Source organism: Bradyrhizobium sp. 187 (assembly GCF_023101005.1).
In the GTDB taxonomy this organism is placed as follows: Bacteria; Pseudomonadota; Alphaproteobacteria; order Rhizobiales; family Xanthobacteraceae; genus Bradyrhizobium; species Bradyrhizobium canariense_D.
The window spans coordinates 6,732,341-6,754,704 of sequence record NZ_CP064693.1 but is presented as its reverse complement, the minus strand read 5'-3'; the positions used below and the strand labels follow the sequence as shown (position 1 = coordinate 6,754,704).

20 protein-coding genes are annotated in these 22,364 nt (G+C 64.7%); 18 read left to right on the top strand and 2 right to left on the bottom strand.

The window, feature by feature from the left end; genetic code table 11:
• The first annotated feature begins 57 nt into the window (after nt 1–57).
• From IVB19_RS32655 to IVB19_RS32610, 10 genes are all read left to right on the top strand, one after another.
• On the top strand, nt 58–1,092 hold the full coding sequence (locus IVB19_RS32655; protein ID WP_018453751.1) for an ABC transporter substrate-binding protein: 1,035 nt from the start codon (nt 58–60) through the stop codon (nt 1,090–1,092).
• A 23-nt stretch (nt 1,093–1,115) separates the two neighbouring features.
• Nucleotides 1,116–2,150: an ABC transporter ATP-binding protein gene (locus IVB19_RS32650; protein ID WP_026232591.1), complete on the top strand. Its 1,035-nt coding sequence runs from the start codon at nt 1,116–1,118 to the stop codon at nt 2,148–2,150.
• Nucleotides 2,147–3,022, top strand: a complete 876-nt coding sequence (locus IVB19_RS32645; protein WP_018453753.1) for an ABC transporter permease — start codon at nt 2,147–2,149, stop codon at nt 3,020–3,022. The genes IVB19_RS32650 and IVB19_RS32645 overlap by 4 nt, the downstream gene beginning before the upstream one ends.
• A complete protein-coding gene (locus tag IVB19_RS32640) occupies nt 3,019–3,825 on the top strand; it encodes an ABC transporter permease (protein WP_018453754.1) in 807 nt (268 codons plus the stop codon). The genes IVB19_RS32645 and IVB19_RS32640 overlap by 4 nt, the downstream gene beginning before the upstream one ends.
• 8 nt (nt 3,826–3,833) lie before the next feature.
• Nucleotides 3,834–4,970: an NAD(P)/FAD-dependent oxidoreductase gene (locus tag IVB19_RS32635; protein ID WP_018453755.1), complete on the top strand. Its 1,137-nt coding sequence runs from the start codon at nt 3,834–3,836 to the stop codon at nt 4,968–4,970.
• Nucleotides 4,971–4,989: 19 nt separating this feature from the next.
• Nucleotides 4,990–5,286 carry a (2Fe-2S)-binding protein gene (locus tag IVB19_RS32630; protein ID WP_018453756.1) on the top strand — a complete coding sequence of 99 codons (297 nt, stop codon included), beginning with the start codon at nt 4,990–4,992 and terminating at the stop codon, nt 5,284–5,286.
• Entirely contained in the window at nt 5,283–6,701 is a 1,419-nt protein-coding gene (locus IVB19_RS32625) for an FAD/NAD(P)-dependent oxidoreductase (protein ID WP_018453757.1), read from the top strand. The genes IVB19_RS32630 and IVB19_RS32625 overlap by 4 nt, the downstream gene beginning before the upstream one ends.
• Nucleotides 6,698–7,819: an NAD(P)/FAD-dependent oxidoreductase gene (locus IVB19_RS32620; RefSeq protein WP_018453758.1), complete on the top strand. Its 1,122-nt coding sequence runs from the start codon at nt 6,698–6,700 to the stop codon at nt 7,817–7,819. The genes IVB19_RS32625 and IVB19_RS32620 overlap by 4 nt, the downstream gene beginning before the upstream one ends.
• A 14-nt stretch (nt 7,820–7,833) precedes the next feature.
• The gene (locus IVB19_RS32615) at nt 7,834–8,181 is read left to right on the top strand and encodes a RidA family protein (protein WP_007596366.1); all 348 of its coding nucleotides are present in this window, start codon (nt 7,834–7,836) and stop codon (nt 8,179–8,181) included.
• A gap of 171 nt (nt 8,182–8,352) precedes the next feature.
• Nucleotides 8,353–9,966: an ABC-F family ATP-binding cassette domain-containing protein gene (locus IVB19_RS32610; protein WP_247294036.1), complete on the top strand. Its 1,614-nt coding sequence runs from the start codon at nt 8,353–8,355 to the stop codon at nt 9,964–9,966.
• A 187-nt stretch (nt 9,967–10,153) separates the two neighbouring features.
• On the opposite strand, the gene IVB19_RS32605 is transcribed toward IVB19_RS32610, so the two are convergent.
• The gene (locus IVB19_RS32605; protein ID WP_018453760.1) at nt 10,154–11,488 is read right to left on the bottom strand and encodes a dicarboxylate/amino acid:cation symporter; all 1,335 of its coding nucleotides are present in this window, start codon (nt 11,486–11,488) and stop codon (nt 10,154–10,156) included.
• Nucleotides 11,489–11,612: 124 nt separating this feature from the next.
• On the opposite strand from IVB19_RS32605, the gene IVB19_RS32600 reads away from it, so the two are divergent.
• The 8 genes from IVB19_RS32600 to IVB19_RS32565 all read left to right on the top strand — a co-directional run bounded on the left by IVB19_RS32600 (nt 11,613) and on the right by IVB19_RS32565 (nt 21,569).
• On the top strand, nt 11,613–12,926 hold the full coding sequence (locus IVB19_RS32600) for a solute carrier family 23 protein (RefSeq protein WP_085394694.1): 1,314 nt from the start codon (nt 11,613–11,615) through the stop codon (nt 12,924–12,926).
• A gap of 80 nt (nt 12,927–13,006) precedes the next feature.
• Nucleotides 13,007–13,843, top strand: a complete 837-nt coding sequence (locus tag IVB19_RS32595; protein ID WP_247294038.1) for an SDR family oxidoreductase — start codon at nt 13,007–13,009, stop codon at nt 13,841–13,843.
• Between the two features lie 52 nt (nt 13,844–13,895).
• A complete protein-coding gene (locus IVB19_RS32590) occupies nt 13,896–14,702 on the top strand; it encodes an NAD-dependent protein deacetylase (protein WP_018453763.1) in 807 nt (268 codons plus the stop codon).
• A gap of 141 nt (nt 14,703–14,843) precedes the next feature.
• Nucleotides 14,844–16,928, top strand: a complete 2,085-nt coding sequence (locus IVB19_RS32585) for a hydantoinase/oxoprolinase family protein (protein WP_018453764.1) — start codon at nt 14,844–14,846, stop codon at nt 16,926–16,928.
• Nucleotides 16,929–16,930: 2 nt separating this feature from the next.
• Nucleotides 16,931–18,589 carry a hydantoinase B/oxoprolinase family protein gene (locus IVB19_RS32580; protein WP_018453765.1) on the top strand — a complete coding sequence of 553 codons (1,659 nt, stop codon included), beginning with the start codon at nt 16,931–16,933 and terminating at the stop codon, nt 18,587–18,589.
• A 39-nt stretch (nt 18,590–18,628) separates the two neighbouring features.
• Nucleotides 18,629–19,627 carry a TRAP transporter substrate-binding protein gene (locus IVB19_RS32575; protein ID WP_018453766.1) on the top strand — a complete coding sequence of 333 codons (999 nt, stop codon included), beginning with the start codon at nt 18,629–18,631 and terminating at the stop codon, nt 19,625–19,627.
• A 9-nt stretch (nt 19,628–19,636) separates the two neighbouring features.
• Nucleotides 19,637–20,230 carry a TRAP transporter small permease subunit gene (locus IVB19_RS32570; protein WP_018453767.1) on the top strand — a complete coding sequence of 198 codons (594 nt, stop codon included), beginning with the start codon at nt 19,637–19,639 and terminating at the stop codon, nt 20,228–20,230.
• A gap of 34 nt (nt 20,231–20,264) precedes the next feature.
• Complete coding sequence (locus IVB19_RS32565; RefSeq protein WP_018453768.1) at nt 20,265–21,569, top strand: TRAP transporter large permease; 1,305 nt, start codon at nt 20,265–20,267, stop codon at nt 21,567–21,569.
• Between the two features lie 52 nt (nt 21,570–21,621).
• Here the strand turns inward: IVB19_RS32565 and IVB19_RS32560 are convergent, their stop codons facing one another.
• Entirely contained in the window at nt 21,622–22,266 is a 645-nt protein-coding gene (locus IVB19_RS32560; protein ID WP_018453769.1) for a glutathione binding-like protein, read from the bottom strand.
• Between the last annotated feature and the right edge of the window lie 98 nt (nt 22,267–22,364).

Below are 22,364 nucleotides of genomic sequence, written 5' to 3'. Positions count from 1 at the left end.
TTCAGCCAACGAGACTCGTCGGCACGTCACCTCATCCCGGTATGGAGATCGGACCACATGAAGACTTTTCGCCTTCTGACAGCGGTCAGCATCGCGGCCCTCATCGCCGCCCCCTCGGTTGCCACGGCTCAGCAAAAGACGCTCTATGTCGCCGGCTATGGCGGCTCGTTCGAGAAGACCATCCGCGACGAGGTGATCCCGACTTTTGAGAAGGAGAACGGCGTCAAGGTCGAGTACGTCGCCGGCAACTCCACCGACACGCTGGCCAAGCTCCAGGCGCAGAAGGGCAACCAGCAGATCGACGTCGCCATCGTTGACGACGGCCCGATGTACCAGGCGATCCAACTCGGCTTCTGCGGCAAGCTCGATGGCCTGCCGACCGATCTCTACGACACCGCGCGCTTCAAGGACGATCGTGCGGTCGCGATCGGCATCGTCGCGACCGGCCTGATGTACAACACCAAGGTGTTTGCGGAGAAGGGCTGGGCGCCGCCGACCTCCTGGAACGATCTCAAGGACACGAAATACGCCAAGCAGCTCGTGATCCCGCCGATCAACAACACCTATGGCCTCGAAGCGCTGGTGATGCTGTCGAAGATGAATGGCGGCGGCGAGTCCAATGTCGATTCCGGCTTCAAGATCTTCAAGGAGCAGATCAATCCGAACGTGCTCGCCTATGAGCCGTCGCCGGGCAAGATGACCGAGCTGTTCCAGTCCGGGCAGGCTGTGATCGCGGTGTGGGGCACCGGCCGCGTGCAGAGCTTTGCCAATACCGGCTTCCCCGTCGATTTCGTCTATCCGAAGGAGGGCGCCGCGACGTTGCTGACGACCGCCTGTCCGATCACCAAGCCGAACGCCTCGCCGCTTGCGTCTAGCTTCGTCAAGATGCTGCTCGAACCCAAGATCCAGCTCGTGATGCTGAAGGATTACGGCTACGGCCCGGTGCTGAAATCGCTGGTGATCCCGCCCGAGCTCGGCAAGATGGCGCCGATCGGCGAGCGCGCGGCAAAGCTCTATAATCCGGACTGGACCGTCATCAACGAGAAGCGCGAGGAATGGACCAAGCGCTGGAATCGCGAGGTCGAGCGCTGATCGGTCATCCCGGAGACAGTGCGATGGCCTATCTCGAGCTCGAAGGGGTCGCCAAGCAATTCGGAGCGCAGACTGTCGTCGACGACTTCAGTCTCGCGGTCGGGAAGGGGGAGTTCGTCTCCTTTCTCGGCCCCTCCGGCTGCGGCAAGACCACGACCCTGCAGATGATCGCGGGCTTCCTCGATCCCACCCGCGGCGCGATCCGGCTGCAAGGCAAGGATCTGACCGCGATCCATCCGGCCAAACGCGGGCTCGGGATCGTGTTCCAGAGCTACGCGCTGTTTCCGCACATGACCGCGGCCGAGAATGTCGCCTTCGGGCTCGAGATGCGCAATGTGCCGCGCGGCGAACGGACCGAGCGCGTTCGCGCAGCGCTCGCGATGGTCGGGCTTGCCGGCTACGAGGATCGCCATCCGCGTCGCATGTCCGGCGGCCAGCAGCAGCGCGTGGCGCTGGCGCGCGCGCTGGTGATCAAGCCGAGCGTGCTGTTGCTCGACGAGCCGCTATCGAATCTCGACGCCAAGCTGCGCGAGGAGATGCAGATCGAGCTGCGCCAGATCCAGCGTACCATCGGCACCACCACGATCCTCGTCACCCACGACCAGAACGAGGCGATGTCGTTGTCCGACCGCATCGTGGTGATGAGCCAGGGCCGGATCGAGCAGATCGGCACGCCGCAAGAGACTTATGAGAAGCCGGCCTCGGCCTTCGTCTCGCAGTTTTTGGGAAAGACCAACGACTTTGCCGCGACGATCGATCGGACCAGTGCGCCTGGGCGATTGATTGTCGGCTCGTGGAGCGCGCCTGCGCATGTCGGGCGCAGCGGTCCCGTCACCATTAGCATTCGCCCCGAGCGGATCGACTTTGGCGACGCGGGCCTCAGCGCAAAGATCGTCACACGCATCTTCCAGGGCAATCACTGGCTGTTCCAGTGCGAGAGCGAATGCGGCCCGGCGACCGTGATCCGCCAGAATGACGGCCGGTCGCAGCCGGTCGAAGGCGAGGCCGTTCACCTCACCTGGCGGCCCGAGGACATGAGCGTGAGGGGCGTCGCATGAGCGCTTCCGCCGAGGAACGAAACGCACGCACGCCCTGGGCGCTGACGGCGCCCGCTTTGATGCTGTTCGTCGGCGTGCTCCTGATTCCGCTGGCAATGACCGTGATGCTGTCCTTCCATGATTGGGGCCAGTACAAGGGCATCGAGCCGGTCTTCATCCTCAAGAACTGGCATGAGATCGTAACCGATCCCTATTACGCCGAGATGTTCGGGCGGACGTTTCGCATCGCGATCCTGACTACGCTGCTCACCGCCGTGCTCGGTGCACCCGAAGCCTACATCCTCAACCGCATGAGCGGACGCTGGAAGAGCGTTTTTCTCCTGGTCATCCTGGGGCCGTTGCTGATTTCCGTGGTGGCGCGGACGCTCGGCTGGGCGCTGCTGTTCGGCGGCAACAACGGCCTCGTCAATAAGCTGCTGATGTCGGCCGGGCTGATCCGCGCGCCTATCCCCTTCATGTTCACCGAAACCGGCATGGTGGTCGCACTCGCGCACGTGATGATGCCGTTCATGGTGCTGTCGGTGTGGGCGGCGCTGCAGCGGCTCGATCCGCAGATCGAGAATGCCGCGATGTCGCTCGGCGCCGGCCCTGCGACCATCATCCACCGCATCATCATGCCGCAGATCATGCCGGGCGTGCTGTCTGGGGCGATCATCGTGTTCTCGCTCTCGGCCAGCGCGTTTGCGACGCCCGCCATCATCGGCGGCCGTCGACTCAAGGTCGCGGCGACGCTGGCCTATGACGAGTTCCTCAACACGCTGAACTGGCCGCTGGGGGCGGCGGTCGCCACGCTGCTGCTGGCCGCGCTGGTCTTGATCGTCGTCGGCAGCAACGCACTGATCGAGCGCCGTTACGCGGAGGTGTTCCGATGAGCCGGAATGGCCCGCTCGCGCTGATCTTCCACACCATCTTTGTCATCGTCATGGTGGCGCCGATCCTCGTCGTCTGCCTCGTTGCGTTCACGCCTGAAGGCTTCCTGTCGTTGCCGACAAACGGTTTTTCGTTGCGCTGGTTCAGGGCGATCGCCAACTATCCCGAATTCGTCCATGCTTTCTGGGTCAGCCTTGGCCTGGGCGCACTATCGTCGTTCGTCGCGCTATTATTCGCGGTACCGGCGGCGCTCGCGATCGCGCGCTATCGCTTCCGCGGCCGTGATGCGCTCGCGGCCCTCTTTCTCTCGCCGCTGATGATCCCGCATGTCGTGCTCGGCATCGCGTTCCTGCGCTTCTTCACCTCGGCCGGGATGGGCGGCAGCTTCGCCGCGCTGATCATCGCGCATGTCATCATCGTGTTTCCGTTCGCGCTACGGCTGACCCTGGCGGCGGCGACCGGCATGGACCTTTCGGTCGAGATGGCGGCGGTCTCGCTCGGTGCCGGCGGCTGGACGCTATTCCGCCGCGTGACGCTGCCGTTGATCCTGCCCGGCGTCATCAGCGGCTGGGCGCTCGCCTTCATCCAGTCCTTCGACGATCTCACCATGACCGTCTTCCTCGCGGGACCCGGCACCGAAACACTGCCGGTGCGCATGTTCCTCTACATCCAGGACAACATCGATCCGCTGGTGACGTCCGTCTCGGCCTGCGTGATCGCGATCACCATGACCGCCCTCATTCTGCTCGATCGCTTCTACGGGCTCGACCGCGTGCTCGCCGGCAAGGGCGATACAGGGCGATAGGAGAATCCATGCGAACAGATTACGACGTCGCCGTCGTCGGCGGCGGATTGCTCGGCTCCGCCATCGCCTGGGGCCTGGGAAGACTCGGCAAGAAGGTGGCCGTGCTCGACGAAGGCGACATCACCAAGCGCGCCTCACGCGCGAACTTTGCGCTGGTTTGGGTCCAGAGCAAGGGGCTCGGCATGCCAGCCTATACCGTCTGGACGGTGCAGGCGTCACAGGCGTGGAGCAGGCTCGCCTCGGAGCTGAAGCAGCAGACCGGCCTCGATGTCTCGCTTCAGCAGAACGGCGGTTTTCATCTGACGCTTGGCGAGGACGAGTTCGGTCAGCGCGCCGAGCTGGTCAAGCGCATGCACAACCAGACGGGTGCCGCCGATTACAAGATGGAGATGCTGCCGGCATCCGAGGTGAAGAAGGCGCTGCCGCTGATCGGGCCCGAGGTCTCCGGCGGCAGTTATTGTCCACTCGACGGTCACGTCAATTCGCTGCGCACGTTTCGTGCGTTCCACACCGGCTTCAAGGCATTCGGCATCGACTATCTTCCGGAGCGCCCGGTCTCGGCGATCAGCAGGAGCAGCGGCGAATTCTGCCTGACGACGCCGCAGGGCGAGCTCCGTGCCGCCAAGATCGTGCTCGCCGCCGGCAATGCTAACCAGACCCTGGCGCCGATGGTCGGTCTCCACGCCCCGATGGGCCCGACCCGCGGCCAGATCGTGGTGACCGAGCGCACCATGCCCTTTCTGCCGCATCCGCTGACCACGATCCGCCAGACCGACGAGGGCACGGTGATGATCGGCGACAGCAAGGAAGACGAGCTCGACGATCGCGCGCTGAAGCACTCGATCAGCGCCGTGATGACGGATCGCGCCCAGCGCATGTTTCCGCATCTCGCGCGGCTCAACGTGGTCCGGAGCTGGGCCGGCATCCGCGTCATGCCGCAGGACGGCTTTCCGATCTACGACCAGTCGGAGACGCATCCCGGTGCCTTCGTCGCCTGCTGCCACTCCGGGGTGACACTCGCCTCCAACCACGCCTTCGAGATCGCGCGGATGGTTGCGCAAGGCGCGCTCGAGCCCGAGCTGGTCGGCGCGTTCTCGGCCAGCCGTTTTGGCGCCGCCGGTGCCGCGAACAACAGCGGCTACTAGGGACATTGAAGGAGCCAGGATGTTCAAACGATCCGAGCAGGACAAGCGGCCAGCGGTGCAAATCTTCGTCGATGGCGTTGCCGTCGCGGCGCGGCAGGGCGACACCGTCTCCGCCGCGCTGCTGGCCTCGAGCTGCGATGCACGCCGTTCGACCGCAGTCAGCGGGGCGCTGCGTTTGCCCTATTGCATGATGGGCGTGTGCTTCGATTGCCTCGTCACCATCGATGGCGTCGGCAACCGACAGGGCTGCCTGGTGCCGGTCACCGACGGCATGCAGATCGAGATTCAGAAGGGCAAGCGGGAGATCGGGAAATGACTGTGGCTCCCAAGCGCGAAGAATATGACGTCGTGGTGATCGGGGCCGGGCCTGCCGGCCTTGCCGCCGCCGCGACGGCCGCCGAAGCCGGCCTGTCCACGCTGCTGCTCGACGAGAATATCGGCCCCGGAGGCCAGGTGTTTCGTGCCATCGCCTCGACGCCGGTGACCGACCGCAGCCAGCTCGGTGAGGACTATTGGGTCGGTACCGATCTCGTGCAGGCGCTACGCGCAGGCAACGCGGAGGTCATTCAGCGCGCAACGGTCTGGAGCCTCGATCGCAATCTCGATATCGCCGTCTCGGTCGGCGGCGCGTCCGCCTTCGTCAAGGCCAGGCGCGTGATCCTCGCGACCGGCGCGCTGGAGCGGCCGTTTCCGATTCCCGGGTGGACGCTTCCGGGCGTGATGACCGCGGGCGCCGCGCAGACCATGTTGAAAACATCGGCCCTGGTGCCGGATGGCCGCACGGTGATCGCGGGGCAGGGGCCGCTGCTCTGGCTGCTCGCCGCGCAGATCTTGCGTCTCGGCGGTCGCATCGATCGCATTCTCGACACCACCGAGCGCGGAAACTATTTCGCCGCACTCCCCCACGCTTTCGCTTTCCTGACCTCGCCGTATTTCGCCAAGGGCTTGTCGATGATGCGCGAGGTGAAGGCGAAGGTGCAGGTCGTCTCAGGTGTCAGCGAGCTTGCTGCCTCTGGTGACGGCCAACTCGCGAACGTCAGCTATGTCGCCGGCGGCAAACGCGAGACCGTCCTTGCGGATCTCTTGCTGCTGCACCAGGGCGTCGTGCCCAACGTCAATCTGGCGATGGCGGCCGGAATCGAGCATCGCTGGGATGATTTGCAATTGTGCTGGTCTCCGGTGCTGGATGCCAGCGGCAATTCGTCGGTCGCCGGCATTGCGATTGCTGGCGACGGCGCCGGCATCGGCGGGGCGAACGCAGCCGTAGTGCGCGGCCGCATCGCGGCACGCGCGGCAGTGGAGGCGTTGGCGCCTGCGGCTGCAAAAAAATCTGCGCCGATGGCGAGCCTCCGCGCCGATCTCGCCAAGGCCGAACGTGGTCGCGTTTTTCTCGACACGCTGTTCCGGCCGGCGCCGCAGTTTCGCATTCCCGCAGGCGACACCATCGTCTGTCGCTGTGAGGAGGTCACCGCAAAGGATATTCTCGACGCCGTCGCGATCGGCGCGACCGGGCCGAACCAGCTCAAGGCCTACCGCCGCACCGGCATGGGGCCGTGCCAGGGCCGGCTCTGCGGCCTCACCGTCACCGAGCTGATGGCGCAGGCGCGGGGCAAGAGCCCGCAGGAGATTGGCTATTACCGGCTGCGCGCGCCGGTCAAGCCGATCACGCTCGCCGAGCTCGCCGCCGTTCCGAAGAGCGCAGACGACATCAAGGCGGTGGTGCGCGGATGACGAAAAACGTGGATGCGATCGTCGTCGGCGGCGGCATCCACGGGTGCTCGACCGCGCTATATCTGTGTCTCGCCGGCCTCAAGCCGGTGCTGATCGAGAAGGACTATGCCGGCCGGCACGCTTCCGGTGTCAACGCCGGCGGCGTGCGCCAGCTTGCGCGGCACATCCCCGAAATCCCGCTTTCGATCCGCTCGATGGGTATCTGGGAGAAGATCACCGATCTCCTCGACGACGATTGCAGCTTTGAGAGCTATGGCCAGGTCCTCGTCGCCGAGAACGAAGAGGAACTCGCGGTCTGCCGCGCACGTGTGGCCGAGCTCAACGCGCTCGGCTTCACCCACGAAGAGCTGATCGATGCCGCAGAGCTGCGGCGCCTCGTGCCGGCGGTGGCCGAGACCTGTCCCGGCGGCGTGGTCTCGCGCCGCGACGGTGCGGCCAATCCCGCGCAGGCGACGACGGCGTTCCGTCGCAAGGCGGAGCAACTAGGTGCGACCGTGCGCGAGGGCATTGCCGCCACGAATATCCGGCACACCGATGGTCTCTGGCATGTCGATGTCGGCGCCGAGAGCTTTGCCGCGCCGGTGCTCGTCAATGCCGCCGGCGCCTGGGCCGGGACCATCGCAGCCGCGCTCGGTGAGCCCGTTCCGGTCGAGACGGTGGCGCCGATGTTGATGATCACCTCGCGCGTGCCGCATTTCATCGATCCGGTCGTGATCCTGCGCGGCCGCAAGCTGTCCTTCAAGCAATTCAAGAACGGCACGGTGCTGATCGGCGGCGGCCATTTGGCTACGCCCCATCAGGATCGCAACGAGACGGTGTTGGACTGGAAAAGCCTCGCGACCAGCGCCCGCACCGTGTTCGAGCTGTTCCCGGTCATGCGCGACGCGACGATCATGCGGGCCTGGGCCGGCATCGAGGCCAAGACCAAGGACGATCTGCCCGTGTTTGGACCGAGCAGCCGGCACAAGGGCCTCTATCACCAATTCGGTTTTTCGCTGCACGGTTTCCAGCTCGGCCCCGGCGCGGGCGCCGTCATGGCGGAGCTGATCGTCAACGGCGGCACCCAGACCCGCATCGGCGATCTCGGCATCGACCGTTTCCACCCCTCCACGCTCTAGCAAAAGAGGACATCATGAGCATTACCCGCAGCATCCGCACGCCCATCATGCACCGCGCCGTCGAAGCCAACGGCTTCGTCTTCATTGGCGGCACCATCGCCGACGACACCTCTGTGTCGATGGGCGAGCAGACCCGCAACATCCTCGGCAAGATCGCCGGCTATCTGAAGGAAGCGGGCACCGACAAGTCGCGCGTCGTGAGCACCTCGATCTTCGTCACGGACCTTTCCAAGAAGAAGGAGATGGACGCGGTCTGGACCGAGTTCTTCGGCGACAATCTGCCGACCCGCGCCACCGTCGGCGTCGCCGATCTCGGCGGCAGCGCGCTGATCGAGGTCGTGGTCACCGCGCTCAAGGGTTGATCGCGCGGGCCTGCGGCGGACGTCGGCGCTCCGCGCGCCGTCGTTCCTCAGAGCCTCGCCTTGATCTCGCCCTTCGATGGGATTAGTTAGAGAGCCCTCAAACAGGATATTCGAGATCCATGGATTTGACCCCGACCGCAAAGCCGACCTGCCTTGCTCACGGGGAATTCCATGCCTGCTTCCATCATCCTGTCCAACCTGTCGCTGTCCTCGCCTGACGGCCGCTCTCTTTTTTCCAATATCGATCTGACGTTCGGCGCCGAGCGGACCGGCCTCGTCGGCCGCAACGGCGTCGGGAAGACGACGCTGCTTGCGTCGATTTCGCGAGAGCACATTCCTCAATCGGGGCGCGTTGCTATCAACGGAACCGTTGGTCTGTTGCGCCAGGACGTCCAGCCCCTTGCGGGCGCGAAGGTGATCGACCTGTTCGGTGCGCGAGCCGCGCTCGATGTGCTTCGCCGTGCCGAGCGCGGGGATGCCTTGGCCGAGGAGGTTTCCGAGGTCGATTGGACCCTCGAAACACGGCTTACGTCCGCCCTTGCGCGTGTCGGGTTCGACGTCGCTCCGGAGATCGAGCTCGACCGCCTGTCGGGCGGGCAGGTCACGCGGGTTCGTCTGGCCGCGCTGATCTTTGCGGAGCCAGACTTCCTGCTGCTCGACGAGCCCACCAACAATCTCGATCGGGAGGGGCGCAAGGCGGTGATCGATTTCCTTGCGTCTTGGCGCGGTGGGGCGATCGTCGTCAGCCACGATCGGAGCCTGCTCGAAACCATGGATGCGATCGTCGAGCTGAGGTCGCTCGGAGCTACGCGATACGGCGGCAATTGGAGCAGTTATTGCGAGCAGAAAGCCGTTGCGCTCGCGGCTGTCAGGCACGACCTCGCGCATGCCCAGAGGCGCCTGTCCGAGATCGACGGGAAAGCGCAGGAGGCCGCGGAGAGGAAAGCGCGCAAGGACGGCGGGGGCAAGAAGAAGCGCGCCAAGGGCGACATGCCGCGCATCCTGGCCGGCGCACGCAAGGACCGTAGCGAAGACACCGGCGGCAAGACCGCGCAGATCGCCGAGCGGCGGCGTGCGGATGCGCTTGAGGCCCTTGATACGGCGCGCCGGCGCATCGAGATTCTTCAGCCGCTGTCGGTGAAGCTGCCCTCGACCCGGCTGCCAGCGGGCAGGGAGGTGGTTTGGCTCGATTGCGTCAGCGCCGGCTATCGGCCGGACCGGGAAGTCTTGCGCGATCTATCGCTCGCGATCGTTGGTCCGGAGCGCCTGGCAATTGTCGGACCCAACGGTTCCGGCAAGACGACGCTGCTGAAACTCGTCGCCGGCGAACTACGTCCGCTCTCCGGCACCATGCGGGTCAGGCCGGATCTTGCGCTGTTCGATCAGAAGGCCAGCCTGCTCGATCCCGCGGTCTCCATCCTGGATAACTTCAGGCGCTTCCATCCGAAGGCGGGTGCAAATGAATGCCATGCGGCGCTGGCCCGGTTCATGTTTCGAGCCGATGCCGCCTTGCAGATTGCGGGACATTTGAGCGGCGGGCAGATGTTTCGTGCAGGCCTTGCCTGCGTGCTGGGCGGAGCGATGCCGCCGTCGCTGCTGATCCTCGACGAGCCGACCAATCATCTGGACATCGAATCCATCGAAGCCGTCGAAGCGGGCTTGAGGGCCTATGACGGCGCGCTGCTCGTCGTCAGTCATGATGAGGCGTTTTTGCAGGCGATCGGGATTACCCGACGGCTCGATCTTGCTGCCCCGAGGCAGCGCGCCGGTTGCAGGATCATTTGATCCCGCTTTGCGGTTCGGCACGACGACAATTTTCAAAAACCCGACGCCCTGCCCCCAGCGCGTCGGGTGGAAAAAGATGAGTATCAATCCGTGATCCCAACGCAGCAGTTGTGACTCGCGTCGCTCCAATTTACCACTCCGGGAAACTACCGCGTTGGAACCGGACGCCGCCCAACCTGCGCGCGGCCTAGGAGGCGGCGCTGCCGCCCGGTTCGAGCGCCTCACCCATCTCCAGCGGATGGGCCATGGTCTCGTGCAGCGCATCGCGGTCGAGCTCGCCTTCGGAGATGCTGATGACGACACAGGCGACGCCGTTGCCGATCAGATTGGTCAGCGCGCGGCACTCGCTCATGAACTTGTCGATGCCGACCAGGATCGCAATCGACTGGATCGGGATGTCGGGCACGATCGAGAGCGTCGCCGCCAGCGTGATGAAGCCCGCCCCCGTCACGCCAGAGGCGCCCTTCGAGGTGATCATGGCGATGCCGAGAATGCCGAGCTCCTGCCAGATGGTCAGATGGGTATTGGTCGCCTGCGCCAGGAACAGCGTTGCCAGCGTCATGTAGATGTTGGTGCCGTCGAGGTTGAAGCTGTAACCGGTCGGAATGACGAGGCCGACCACCGAACGCGAGGCGCCGAGATGCTCCATCTTCTGGATCATCTGCGGCAGCACCGTTTCTGATGACGAGGTGCCGAGCACGATCAGCAGCTCGTCCTTGATGTAGGCGATGAAACGCAAGATCGAGAAGCCGGCGAGCCGCGCGATTGCGCCGAGCACGACCACCACGAACAGGATGCTGGTGAGATAGAACGTGCCGATCAGGGCCGCGAGGTTGAGCAGCGAACCGAGGCCGTAGGCACCGACGGTGAACGCCATCGCGCCGAACGCTCCGATCGGGGCGACGCGCACGATGATGCGGATGATGCCGAAGAACATCTTTGCGGCCTTGTCGATCGCCTCCGCAATGGGCTCGCCGGCCTTGCCGAGGAACGCGATGGCGAAGCCCGACAGGATCGAGATCAGTAGCACCTGCAACAGATCGCCGCGTGCGATGGCGCCCAGATAGCTGTCGGGGATGATCGCCATCAGATGGGCGACGATGCCTTCTTCCTTGGCCTTGGTGACGTAGGTCGCCACCGATTTCGGGTCGATCGTGGCGGGATCGATGTTGAAGCCGTGCCCGGGCTGGAGCACCTCGCCGACCAGCAGGCCGACCGCGAGCGCCACGGTCGAGACCGTCTCGAAATAGATCAGCGACTTCAGCCCGACCCGACCGACGCGCTTGAGGTCGCCCATCGAGGAGATGCCGTGCACCACGGTGCAGAAGATCACCGGCGCGATCATCATCTTGATCAGCGCGATGAAACCGTCGCCGAGCGGCTTCAGGGCCTTGCCGAGATCGGGATAGAAATAGCCGACGAGCACCCCGAGTGCGATCGCGATCAGCACCTGAATGTAGAGGATCTTGTACCAGGGCTGGTGCCGGCGGTGGACGGCTGGCTGGATCGCAATGTGTGTCATAGAATAGGCCCCGGACGTATTGATCTTGTTTGATTTGCATCATGTGATGGCCGCTGCAGAAGCGACAATCACATTTTTATCTGTTCGCACGAAGATCTGTCGCTGCACCGCAACTGGGGGGAACATGCCGATTGCAACGGGCTCCGATGAGCGAGCGCAAGGCTATTTTCCGCGTTGGATTCTGAAGTCCTCCGGCGTGATCATGCCCGAGCAGCGGCTGCCGCTTGGCCAGACCGTCGTCTCCGGTCTCCAGCATTGCGTCGCAATGTCGGGCTCGACGATCATCGCGCCGCTGCTGATGGGGTTCGATCCCAATGTTGCGGTGCTGTTTTCCGGCATCGGCACGCTGATCTTCTTCGTCATCGTCGCGGGGCGCGTGCCGAGCTACCTCGGCTCGAGCTTCGCGTTCATCGCGGTCGTGATCGCCGCCACAGGCTATGCCGGGCACGGGCCGAACCCGAACCTGTCGGTCGCGCTTGGCGGCATCGTAGGAGCCGGCGTCCTCTACGGCCTGATCGCGCTGGTCGTGATGTGGTCGGGGGTTGGCTGGATCGAGAAGCTGTTGCCGCCGGTCGTCACCGGCGCTGTGGTCGCCGCGATCGGCCTCAACCTCGCGCCGGTGGCGGTCAAGGCAGTGAGCGCCAATGCGTTCGACACAGGAATCGGGCTCGCGACCGTTCTGATCATCGGCGTGGTTGCCGTTGGCGCGCCTGGCCTGTGGCGCCGCCTGCCGATCATTCTCGGCGCGATCGGCGGATATCTTTTGTACCTGCTGTTCGCGAACGGCCTCGGCTTCGGCAGGCCGATCGACTTCACGCAAGTTTCGGCTGCGTCGTGGATCGGCCTGCCGAGTCTTACCACGCCGACCTTCCAGGCCGATGCAATCGTCCTGATCGCGCCGGTCGCGATCATTCTCGTCGCCGAGAACCTCGGTCACATCAAGGCCGTCGGCGCCATGACGGGCCGGAGCCTCGATGACTATCTCGGCCGCGCCTTGCTTGCCGACAGCCTCGCGACCATGGTGGCCGCCTGCGGCGGCGGCACCGGCGTCACCACCTATGCCGAAAACATCGGCGTCATGGCGGCGACGAAGGTCTATTCGACCTTGCTGTTTGCCTTCGCGGCGATGGTGTCGATCGTGCTCGGCTTCTCGCCGAAATTCGGCGCGCTGGTCCTGTCGATCCCGGGTCCCGTCATCGGTGGGCTCTCGATCGTGCTGTTCGGGTTGATCGCCGCAATGGCCGGCCGGATCTGGGTCGAGAACAAGGTCGACTTCTCAAGTCCGGCAAACCTGATCACCGTCGCGGTCGCGCTCACCGCAGGCGCCGGCGACCTCACGCTCAAATTCGGCGCCTTCACGATCGGCGGGATCGGCACCGCAACCTTTGGCGCCATCATCCTGTACCAGATCCTGACTTCGCGACTGGCTCGCCGCTAGGAGTGAATCCCAGCGGTGCGCCGACGGATGGAACAAAACGCCGGTTCCCTCCATGTTGATGTGTCCCCCGGAGAAGAACGATGCCACATATCGACCGCTCGACCACCTTTTCTTCGCGCCTCGTCGGCCAATACGCGCTGGTGACGGGCGCCTCGCAAGGCATCGGCCGCGCCGTCGCCATTCGGCTTGCCCAGGAAGGCGCGACCGTCGCCATCAACTATGTCGATCATCCGGAAAAGGCAGAGGAGGTGCTCGCGTCCGCGCGTACGGCATCGAGCGATCGCGGCCACGGCAAGCTCGACCATATCGTCGTCAGGGCCGACGTCAGCAACGAGCAGGACGTAGCCGCGATGTTCGAGACGATCCTGGCGCGCTGGAAGCGTCTCGACTGCCTGGTCAACAATGCGGGCTTCCAGCGGGAATCGCCGAGCGAGGCGCTCGACATCGACACCTATCGCCGCATCATCGACGTCAATCTCAACGGCGCCGTGCTCTGCGCCCAGAAGGCGCTCGCGCATTTCGTTGCGCGCGGCGCAGGCGGCAGCATCATCAATTGCTCCAGCGTCCACCAGATCATCCCGAAACCCGGCTACCTCGCCTATTCCATCAGCAAGGGCGGCATGGCCAATCTGACACGCACGCTGGCACTCGAATTCGCCGGCCGCGGCATTCGCGTCAATGCGGTCGGTCCAGGCGCGATCGACACCCCAATCAACGCGGCCTGGACCGGCGATCCGGAAAAGCGCGGTGTGGTCACCAGCCACATTCCGCTCGGCCGTGTCGGCACGCCGGAGGAGATCGCCGGCGTGTTCGCCTTCCTCGCCTCGGATGAGGCCAGCTACATCACGGGGCAGACCATCTATGCGTGCGGAGGTCTGACGCTGTTTCCCGAATTCCGCGAGAACTGGGCAAGCTAGCGGGCTTCCTCGCCATCTGGCAAAACCGGCCTGCGCAGACTACATCTGCGTCATGGCAAATCATCCGCTCCGCGATTTCGTCGGACGGCACGAAAATCTGTTCGTGCTGACCGGCGCTGGCTGCAGCACCAATTCGGGCATCCCCGATTATCGCGACAGTCACGGCAACTGGAAGCGGACCCAGCCGGTGAACTTCCAGGCTTTCATGTCGGAAGAGCATACGCGTCGGCGCTATTGGGCGCGCAGCCTGATCGGCTGGCGGCGGTTCGGCCAGGCGAGGCCGAACGATGCGCATCACGCGCTCGCCCGGCTCGAGGCGAGCGGGCGTTGCGGAATGCTGCTGACCCAGAACGTCGACCGGCTGCATCAATCCGCCGGCCACCGCCAGGTGATCGACCTGCACGGCCGGCTCGATCTGGTCCGCTGCATGGGCTGCGGTCAAAAGACCCCGCGGAGCGAATTCCAGAAGACGCTCGGCCACGCCAATGCGGAATGGTTGACGCTCGACGCGGCCGATGCGCCCGACGGCGATGCGGACCTGGAGCATGCGGATTTTTCGTCGTTCAAGGTGCCGGCCTGCGAATCCTGCGGCGGCATCCTCAAGCCCGACGTCGTGTTCTTCGGCGAGACCGTCCCGCGCGACGTGGTCGTGACCGCGCAGGATCATCTGGCGCAGGCGGACGCCATGCTCATCGTCGGCTCGTCACTGATGGTCTATTCCGGTTTCCGCTTTGTGCAGGCGGCCGCGCAACGGCAAATCCCGATCGCTGCGGTCAATCTCGGACGCACCCGCGCCGATGATCTCCTCACGCTGAAGGTCGAGGAGCGCTGCGAAGCGGCGCTTGCATTCCTGCTCTGATCGCGCGGCCTGCGAACACGCCTTGCCTATTGCATGGGTGCCAAGCAGAATAGCTGGACGGCAGCATGTTCCTGTCATCCATGGCATGGAAATTGCTGCGCTTTTGTCCTCGGTCTTGACGATCAGCACGGAGAGTTTGGAATGCTTGAGGGAGCCGAGGTGCGGCTTGCCGTCGATATCGGTGGCACGTTCACCGACATCGTGCTGGACGTGGGCGAGGTGCGCAAGACGCGCAAATTGCTGACGACGCCGCAGCGGCCGGAAGAGGCGGTGCTGGACGGCATGCGGCTCATTCTCGCTGATGCGCGCGCCTATATCAGCGACATCGACGTCTTCATTCACGGCACGACGCTCGCGACCAACGCCATCATCGAGCGTCGCGGCGCCAAGACGGCGTTGATCGCGACCGAGGGCTTTCGCGACGTGCTCGATATCGGCACCGAGAGCCGCTACGACCAGTATGACCTCTCCATCGACAAGCCGAAGCCGCTGGCGCCGCGATCTTTGCGCTTCACCGTGCCCGAGCGCATCGACGCGCATGGCGCCGTCCGCCTCCCGTTGGACGAAGCGGCGGTGCGCGCGCTCGCGCCAAGATTGCGCGCGCTGAACGTCGAGAGCGTCGCAATCGCGTTCCTGCACTCCTACGCCAATCCCGAGCACGAGCGCCGCACGGCCGCGATCATCAGTGAGGAGATGCCCGGCATTTCCGTGACCGTATCGTCCGCGGTGTGCCCGGAGATCCGCGAATATGAGCGCACATCGACTGCAGTGGCCAACGCCTATGTGCAGCCGCTAATCGATGGTTATCTCGCTCGCATGTCCGACGCCTTGCAGGTCGAGCAGTACCGCGGCGCGATCTATCTCGTCACCTCCGGCGGCGGTGTCACCTCGATCGAGACGGCGCGGCGCTTTCCGGTGCGCCTCGTCGAATCCGGTCCTGCCGGCGGCGCCATTTTCGCGGCGCAGATCGCGGCGCGTCTCGGCGAGAGCAAGGTGCTGTCCTTCGATATGGGCGGTACCACGGCAAAGATCTGTCTGATCGAAAAATACCAGCCCGAGACCTCGCGCGTGTTCGAGGTCGATCGCGCAGCGCGCTTCCTGAAAGGTTCGGGTCTGCCGGTGCGGATTCCCGTGATCGAGATGGTCGAGATCGGCGCCGGCGGCGGCTCGATCGCCCATGTCGATGCGATGAAGCGCGTCACGGTCGGTCCTGAGAGTGCCTCGTCGGAGCCCGGGCCCGCCTGCTACGGCCGCGGCGGCCTGCGCCCGGCCGTGACGGATGCCGACGTCGCGCTCGGCATGATCGATCCGGACGACTTCGCGGGTGGCACGATCAAGCTCGACCCTGAACTCTCGAAGCAGGCGCTGCTGCGCAGCGTCGGCGAGCCGCTGGGTCTGTCGGCAGAGACTGCGGCCTATGCCGTGCACGAGGTCGTCTGCGAGAACATGGCGAGCGCGGCGCGCGTGCATGCGGTCGAGCGCGGTGAGATTGTCGGTCAGCACACGCTGATCGCCTTCGGCGGCGCGGCGCCTCTGCATGCGGCGCGCGTCGCCGAGAAGATCGGTGTCTCCCGCGTGATCGTTCCTTCCAATGCCGGCGTCGGCTCGGCCGTTGGCTTCCTCGCGGCTCCGATCGCCTACGAGCTGGTGCGCAGCCGTCATGTGCGGCTCGACGATTTCGACACCGAAGGGGTCTCCGATCTGCTCCAGGAGATGGTGACCGAAGCGCGTGCGCTGGTCGAGACGGGTGCGGCAGGCGCGCCGGTCCGCGAGCGCCGCGCGGCCTTCATGCGCTATGTCGGTCAAGGCCATGAGATCTCGATCGAACTGCCGAACCGGCGGCTGGCGACGGCCGATCTGGCCGGCCTGCGTCAGAAGTTCGAGGCGGATTATGCGGTGATGTTCGAGCGGCCGATCCCGGGTGCGGCGATCGAGGTCTTGAGCTGGTCGGTGCTTGCGACGACCGAGGCGCGCAATCCGCCTATTGTCGCGGCCGTTACGCGCAAGCCCGCCGGGAAGGCGACCGGCAGCCGCAAGTTCTTCGATGGCCGGGTCGGGGAGGTGATCGAGATCCCGCTCTATCGCCGCGAGGACATGGCGCCAGGCGCGACGATTGCAGGTCCCGCCGTGATCGCGGAGGACGAGACCTCGACGTTCGTCTCCAACAGTTTTGATGCCCATATCGACGGTGCCGGCAGCATCGTCATGGAACGGAAGGCGGCCTGATCATGAGCAAGGCAAGCGGCGCGAGCCTGATCGACCTTCAGATCATGTGGCACCGGCTGATCGCCGTGGTCGAGGAGCAGGCGCAGGTGCTGCTCCGCACGGCCTTCAGCCCGATCGTGCGCGAATGCGGCGACCTCTCGGCCGGCGTGTTCGACCTCAAGGGACGGATGCTGGCGCAGGCGGTGACCGGCACGCCCGGCCACGTCAACTCGATGGCGGAATCGGTCAAGCACTTCATCGCCCACTTTCCGATCGAGACGATGAAGGAGGGCGACGCCTACATCACCAACGATCCCTGGATGGGCACCGGCCATCTCAACGATTTCGTCGTCACCACGCCCTGCTTCAAGGACGGCAAGCCGGTCGCGCTGTTTTCCTGCACCAGCCATCTCATGGACATCGGCGGCATCGGCTTCGGACCCGACGCCACCGACGTGTTCATGGAGGGGCTCTACATCCCCATGCTGAAGCTGATCGACCAGGGCGTCGTCAACGAGACGCTGATGGCGATGATCCGCACCAACACGCGGCTGCCGATCGACACCGAGGGCGATACCTATTCGCTCGCCGGCTGCAACGACGTCGGCTGCGAGCGCCTGGTCGAGATGATGACCGAGTTCGGCATCGACTCGCTCGATGCGCTCGGCGACTACATCTGCGACCGCTCGCGCGAGGCCGTGCTGGCCGAGATCGCCAAACTGCCGAAAGGCAGCTGGCGCAACACCATGGTGGTCGACGGCTATGATGAGCCGGTCACGCTGGCCGCCGTGCTGACGATCTCGGACGAAGGCATCCACGTCGACTTCGACGGCACCTCGGCCGCGTCCAGGTTCGGCATCAACGTGCCTCTGTCCTACACCATCGCTTACACCGTGTTCGGTCTCGGCTGCGTCGTCGCCTCCCAGATTCCGAACAATGCCGGTTCGCTCTCGCCACTGACGGTGTCGGCTCCCAAAGGCGCGATCCTCAATGCGCCAAAGCCGGCGCCGGTCGCCTCGCGCCACATCATCGGCCAGATGCTGCCCGATGTCGTGTTCGGCTGCCTGCGCCAGATCATTCCCGAGCGCGTGCCCGCGGAAGGCACCTCGTGCCTGTGGAATCTCAACGTGCGCGGCCAGACCCGCTCGGGCGCCGGCGGCAATTACGGATTTTCGATGGCGGTGACCTCCAATGGCGGGACCGGCGCGCGCTTCGCGAAGGACGGGCTGTCGGCGACCGCCTATCCCAGCGGCGTGCGCGGCACGCCGGTTGAGATCGCCGAGACGCAGACGCCGCTGATCTTCTGGCGCAAGGAACTGCGTCCGGATTCCGGCGGGGCAGGGCGAACCCGCGGGGGCCTCGGCCAGATCATCGAGGTCGGCAGCGGTGTCGATGGGCCGTTCGACATCCTGGCGGCATTCGATCGCATCGATCATCCGCCACGCGGACGTGATGGCGGCAAGAACGGCGAGGCCGGCTATGTCGGCCTGAAGTCCGGCAAGAAGCTGCGTGGAAAAGGCTTTCAGCAGGTGCCGCCGGACGACCGGCTGGTGGTGCTGACACCAGGCGGCGCCGGCATCGGCGATCCCCGGGAGCGCGCGCCGACAGCCGTCAACGACGACATCGAAAGCGGCCTCGTGTCTGCCGACAATGCGGTTGAAATTTATGGGCACACGCGATGACGCTTCAGGCGTCGTGCGCGTAGCAAACGGAGGGGCTCAATGATCACGCGACGGACTTTTACCGCGGGCGCAGCGACGCTGCTCGCAGCCGGCCACATCTCGACCCGCGCGCGAGCGGCGACGGTAAGCTGGGACATGTCGACGGTATGGCCCGACGGCAATTTCCACACCCAGAACGCGTTTGCCTTCGCGGAAGAGGTGAAGAAGCAGACGGCTGGCTCGGTCGCGATCACCGTGAAGGCCGGTGGACAGCTCGGCTTCAAGGGCCCCGAGCATCTGCGCGCCGTCCGCGACGGTCTGGTGCCGCTCGCCGACGTCCTCAATATTCAGCAGGTCGGCGACGAACCCTTCATGGGCGTCGAAAGCATTCCCTTTCTCTGCGGCTCCATGGACGAATTGAAGGTGCTGCACAAATACGTGCGGCCCGAATACGAGAAGGTCGCCGCGCGCAACAACCAGAAGATCCTCTACATCGTGCCCTGGCCGACGCAATATCTGCATCTCAAGGTCAAGGTCGCCGATGTCGACGGCTTGAAGAACATCAAGATCCGCGTGCCCGACAAGAACGCCGTCGACATGCTGGCCGTGGTCGGCATGGCGCCGGTGATGATTCCGTGGGGCGAGACCATCCCGGCGCTGGCGTCGGGCGCGGTCTCCGGCGTATCCACCTCGTCGGTGTCGGGCGTCGACGGAAAATTCTGGGAATTCCTGAAATACATCTACCCGACCAACCACGTCTGGTCGTCGCAGATGCTCACCGTCAACCTCGATTCCTGGAAGGCGCTGAGTGCCGATCAGCAGCAGCTCGTCGCCGGCATTGCCGCGAAGATGGAGCCGGGCTTCTGGGCGAACTCGCTCAAGGCGGACGTCGACAGCCTCAACCGGCTCAAGGAAGGCGGCATGGAGGTGGTGCCGGTCTCGGATGCCATGATCACGGACATTCGCGCCAAGACCGCGCCGCAGCTCGACGCTTTCGTCAAGCGCGTGCCGGCGGCCGACAAGCCGGTGCGGGCCTATCTCGCGGAAATGAAGCGCTGAGGACTTGCAGTGGCGGATGTTTTGCCTGCGTCGTCCCATAGTCTCAACGCGGCGGCGCCGGAGCCGCTGCGCATCCTGCTCGACGGCATCGACCGTCTTGGCCGGCTGGACGGCTGGATCGGTGGCGGCTGCCTCTTGATGCTGACGCTGCTGATGCTGTGCGAGGTCGCAACGCGCTTCCTCTCGAACTTCCTGCCGTTCTTTCCGCCCACAATCTCGATCGCGTGGGAGTATTCCTCCTATCTGATGGCGGCGTCCTTCACCTTCGGCGCCGCCATGACCCTGCGCGTCGGCGGCCATATCCGTGTCGTGCTGCTGCTGAAGAACGTCCCCGCTCCGTTTCAGCGCGCGATCGAAATCCTGTCGGCCGCCGCCGGCTTCGCCTTCATGGCCTTCCTGACATCGTCGATGGCGAAGTTCGCCTTCGGCGCCTATGTGCGCGGCCAGGTCTCGACCTCGAGCGACACCCCGCTGTGGTTTCCACAGGCCGTCGTCACCTTCGGCATGCTGCTGCTGACGCTGCAGTTCCTGGCGCGCGTGATCCAGGCCGTGCTCGGCCTGCCGCTGGAGGACCACCGCATGAAGGCCTCGCCCGTCGAATGATCGCCCACGCGCCAGCCAGCAGACACCGGATACCATGACCATCGAAGTCATTGCTCTCTTCGGGATCCTGTTTGCGCTTCTGGCATGCGGCGTATGGATCGGCCTGACGCTTGCGCTCACCGCAACGCTGCTGCTGGCGATGTTCCGCTCAATCCCGCTCGACAAGCTGCTGCCGCAATACGCCTGGAACATCTTGACGACGCAGGAACTGCTGGCGCTGCCGCTGTTCATCCTGATGGGCGAATTGCTGTTTCGCACCCGTCTGTCACGTTCTCTGTTCCAGGGGCTCGCGCCCTGGGCGGGGCTTTTGCCGGGTCGTCTTCTGCATGTGAACGTGATCGGCTGCACCATCTTCGCCGCAATCTCCGGCTCGTCGGCGGCGACGACGCAGGTGATCGGCCGCATGTCCCTGAACGAACTGCTGCGCCGCGGCTATTCCCGCGACATCGCGATCGGCTCGCTCGCCGGCGCCGGCACGCTCGGCTTTTTGATCCCGCCATCCAACATCATGATCATCTACGGCGTGCTCGGCGACGTCTCGATCCTGAAACTGTTCACGGCCGGGGTGCTGCCCGGACTGCTGCTGGCCGCCACCTTCATGGGGTGGGTGATGCTGCACACGACCCTTAACCCCGGCATGGTGCCGGAGGCGGAAGCCAAGCTCTCGCAAGTGCCATGGCGCGAACGGTTTGCGGCGCTCAAGGACCTCGCGCCGGCGCTGTTCCTGATCGCCTGCGTGCTCGGCTCGATGTATGGCGGGCTGGCGACGCCGTCGGAGGCCGCCGCGGTCGGCGTGTTCGGCGCGGCGCTGGTCGCCTGGGCGCAGGGCTCGATGTCGCAGCAGGTGATGCGTGACGTGCTGATCGGCTCGGTCGTGACCTGTTCGATGATCGCGCTGATCGTGCTCGGCGCCTCGATCCTCGGCAACGCCGCGGCCTTCCTCGGCATCCCGCAGGCAGTCGCCGCCTTCGTGAAGGGCTTGGGGCTATCGCCGTTCATGCTGATCGTGGTGCTGATTATCTTTTATCTGATCCTCGGCTGTTTCCTCGATGGCTTCTCGATGATCGTGATGACGCTGCCGATCGTGCTGCCGATCGTGAAGGGCGCGGGCTTCGACGAGATCTGGTTCGGCATCTTCCTCGTGCTCGCGGTCGAGATGGCCCAGATCACGCCGCCGGTCGGCTTCAACCTGTTCGTGATCCAAGGCCTGACCGACGACGGCCTCGGCTACATCGCGCGCGTCACGATGCCCTATCTCCTCATCATGGTCGGATTCGTGCTGCTGCTGACGCTCTGGCCCGGCATAGTCACGATCCTGCCGAGGGTGTTGTACGGATAGATTGCGCCGTCCCGGCCGCTCAGCCGGGACGGCGCGCCTCAATCGTCAAAGCTTACGCCGCGGCCTTCTTCCGCGCCTGCTCGGCCTTGTACAGCTCGAACTCTTCCGCGATCGCCTTGGCGATCGAGGGCCGTTGACGCAGGCGTTCGTAATAGGCCTTCACGTTCGGCCATTTGGCGAGCTCGATCGGCGGCGTCGCCATGGTCCAGTTGATGACCGTGACGAGATAGGCGTCGGCGACGCTGAATTGGTCGAGCAGGAAGTCGCGCCCCTTCAGGTAATTGTCGAGATAGTCCAGCCGCGACAGGTTCTTCTCCAGCGCGTAGGCTTTCGTCTCCTGCGGCGCCTTGCGGTCGAGCACCGGGATGAACAGGCCCTTGTGCAGCTCGGTGCCGATGAAGCAGAGCCATTGATGCAGTCGCGTGCGCTCGATGCCCGCTGCGGCTCCGAGACCCGATTGCGGGAAGCGGTCGGCGATATATTGCAGGATCGCGGCGTTCTCGGTCAGCACCACGCCGTCGTCGGTGCGCAGTGTCGGCACCAGGCCGATCGGGTTCACGGTTCGAAAGTCGGTGCCGTCGCTCAGCACCGTCTTGGTCGGCGGATCGACTTCGAGATAATTGGCTTCGGCGCCGGCTTCATACAGCGCGACGCGGCTCGCCATCGAACAGGCGAGCGGCGAGAAATAAAGATCCATCTTGAGCCTCCTTGGGCAATTCTTCGATGTGACTTTTGGAGTGGCGCTCAACCTGGCCAGATTGATTTTTGTACTGTCTTGCATATTATGGAGTTGGT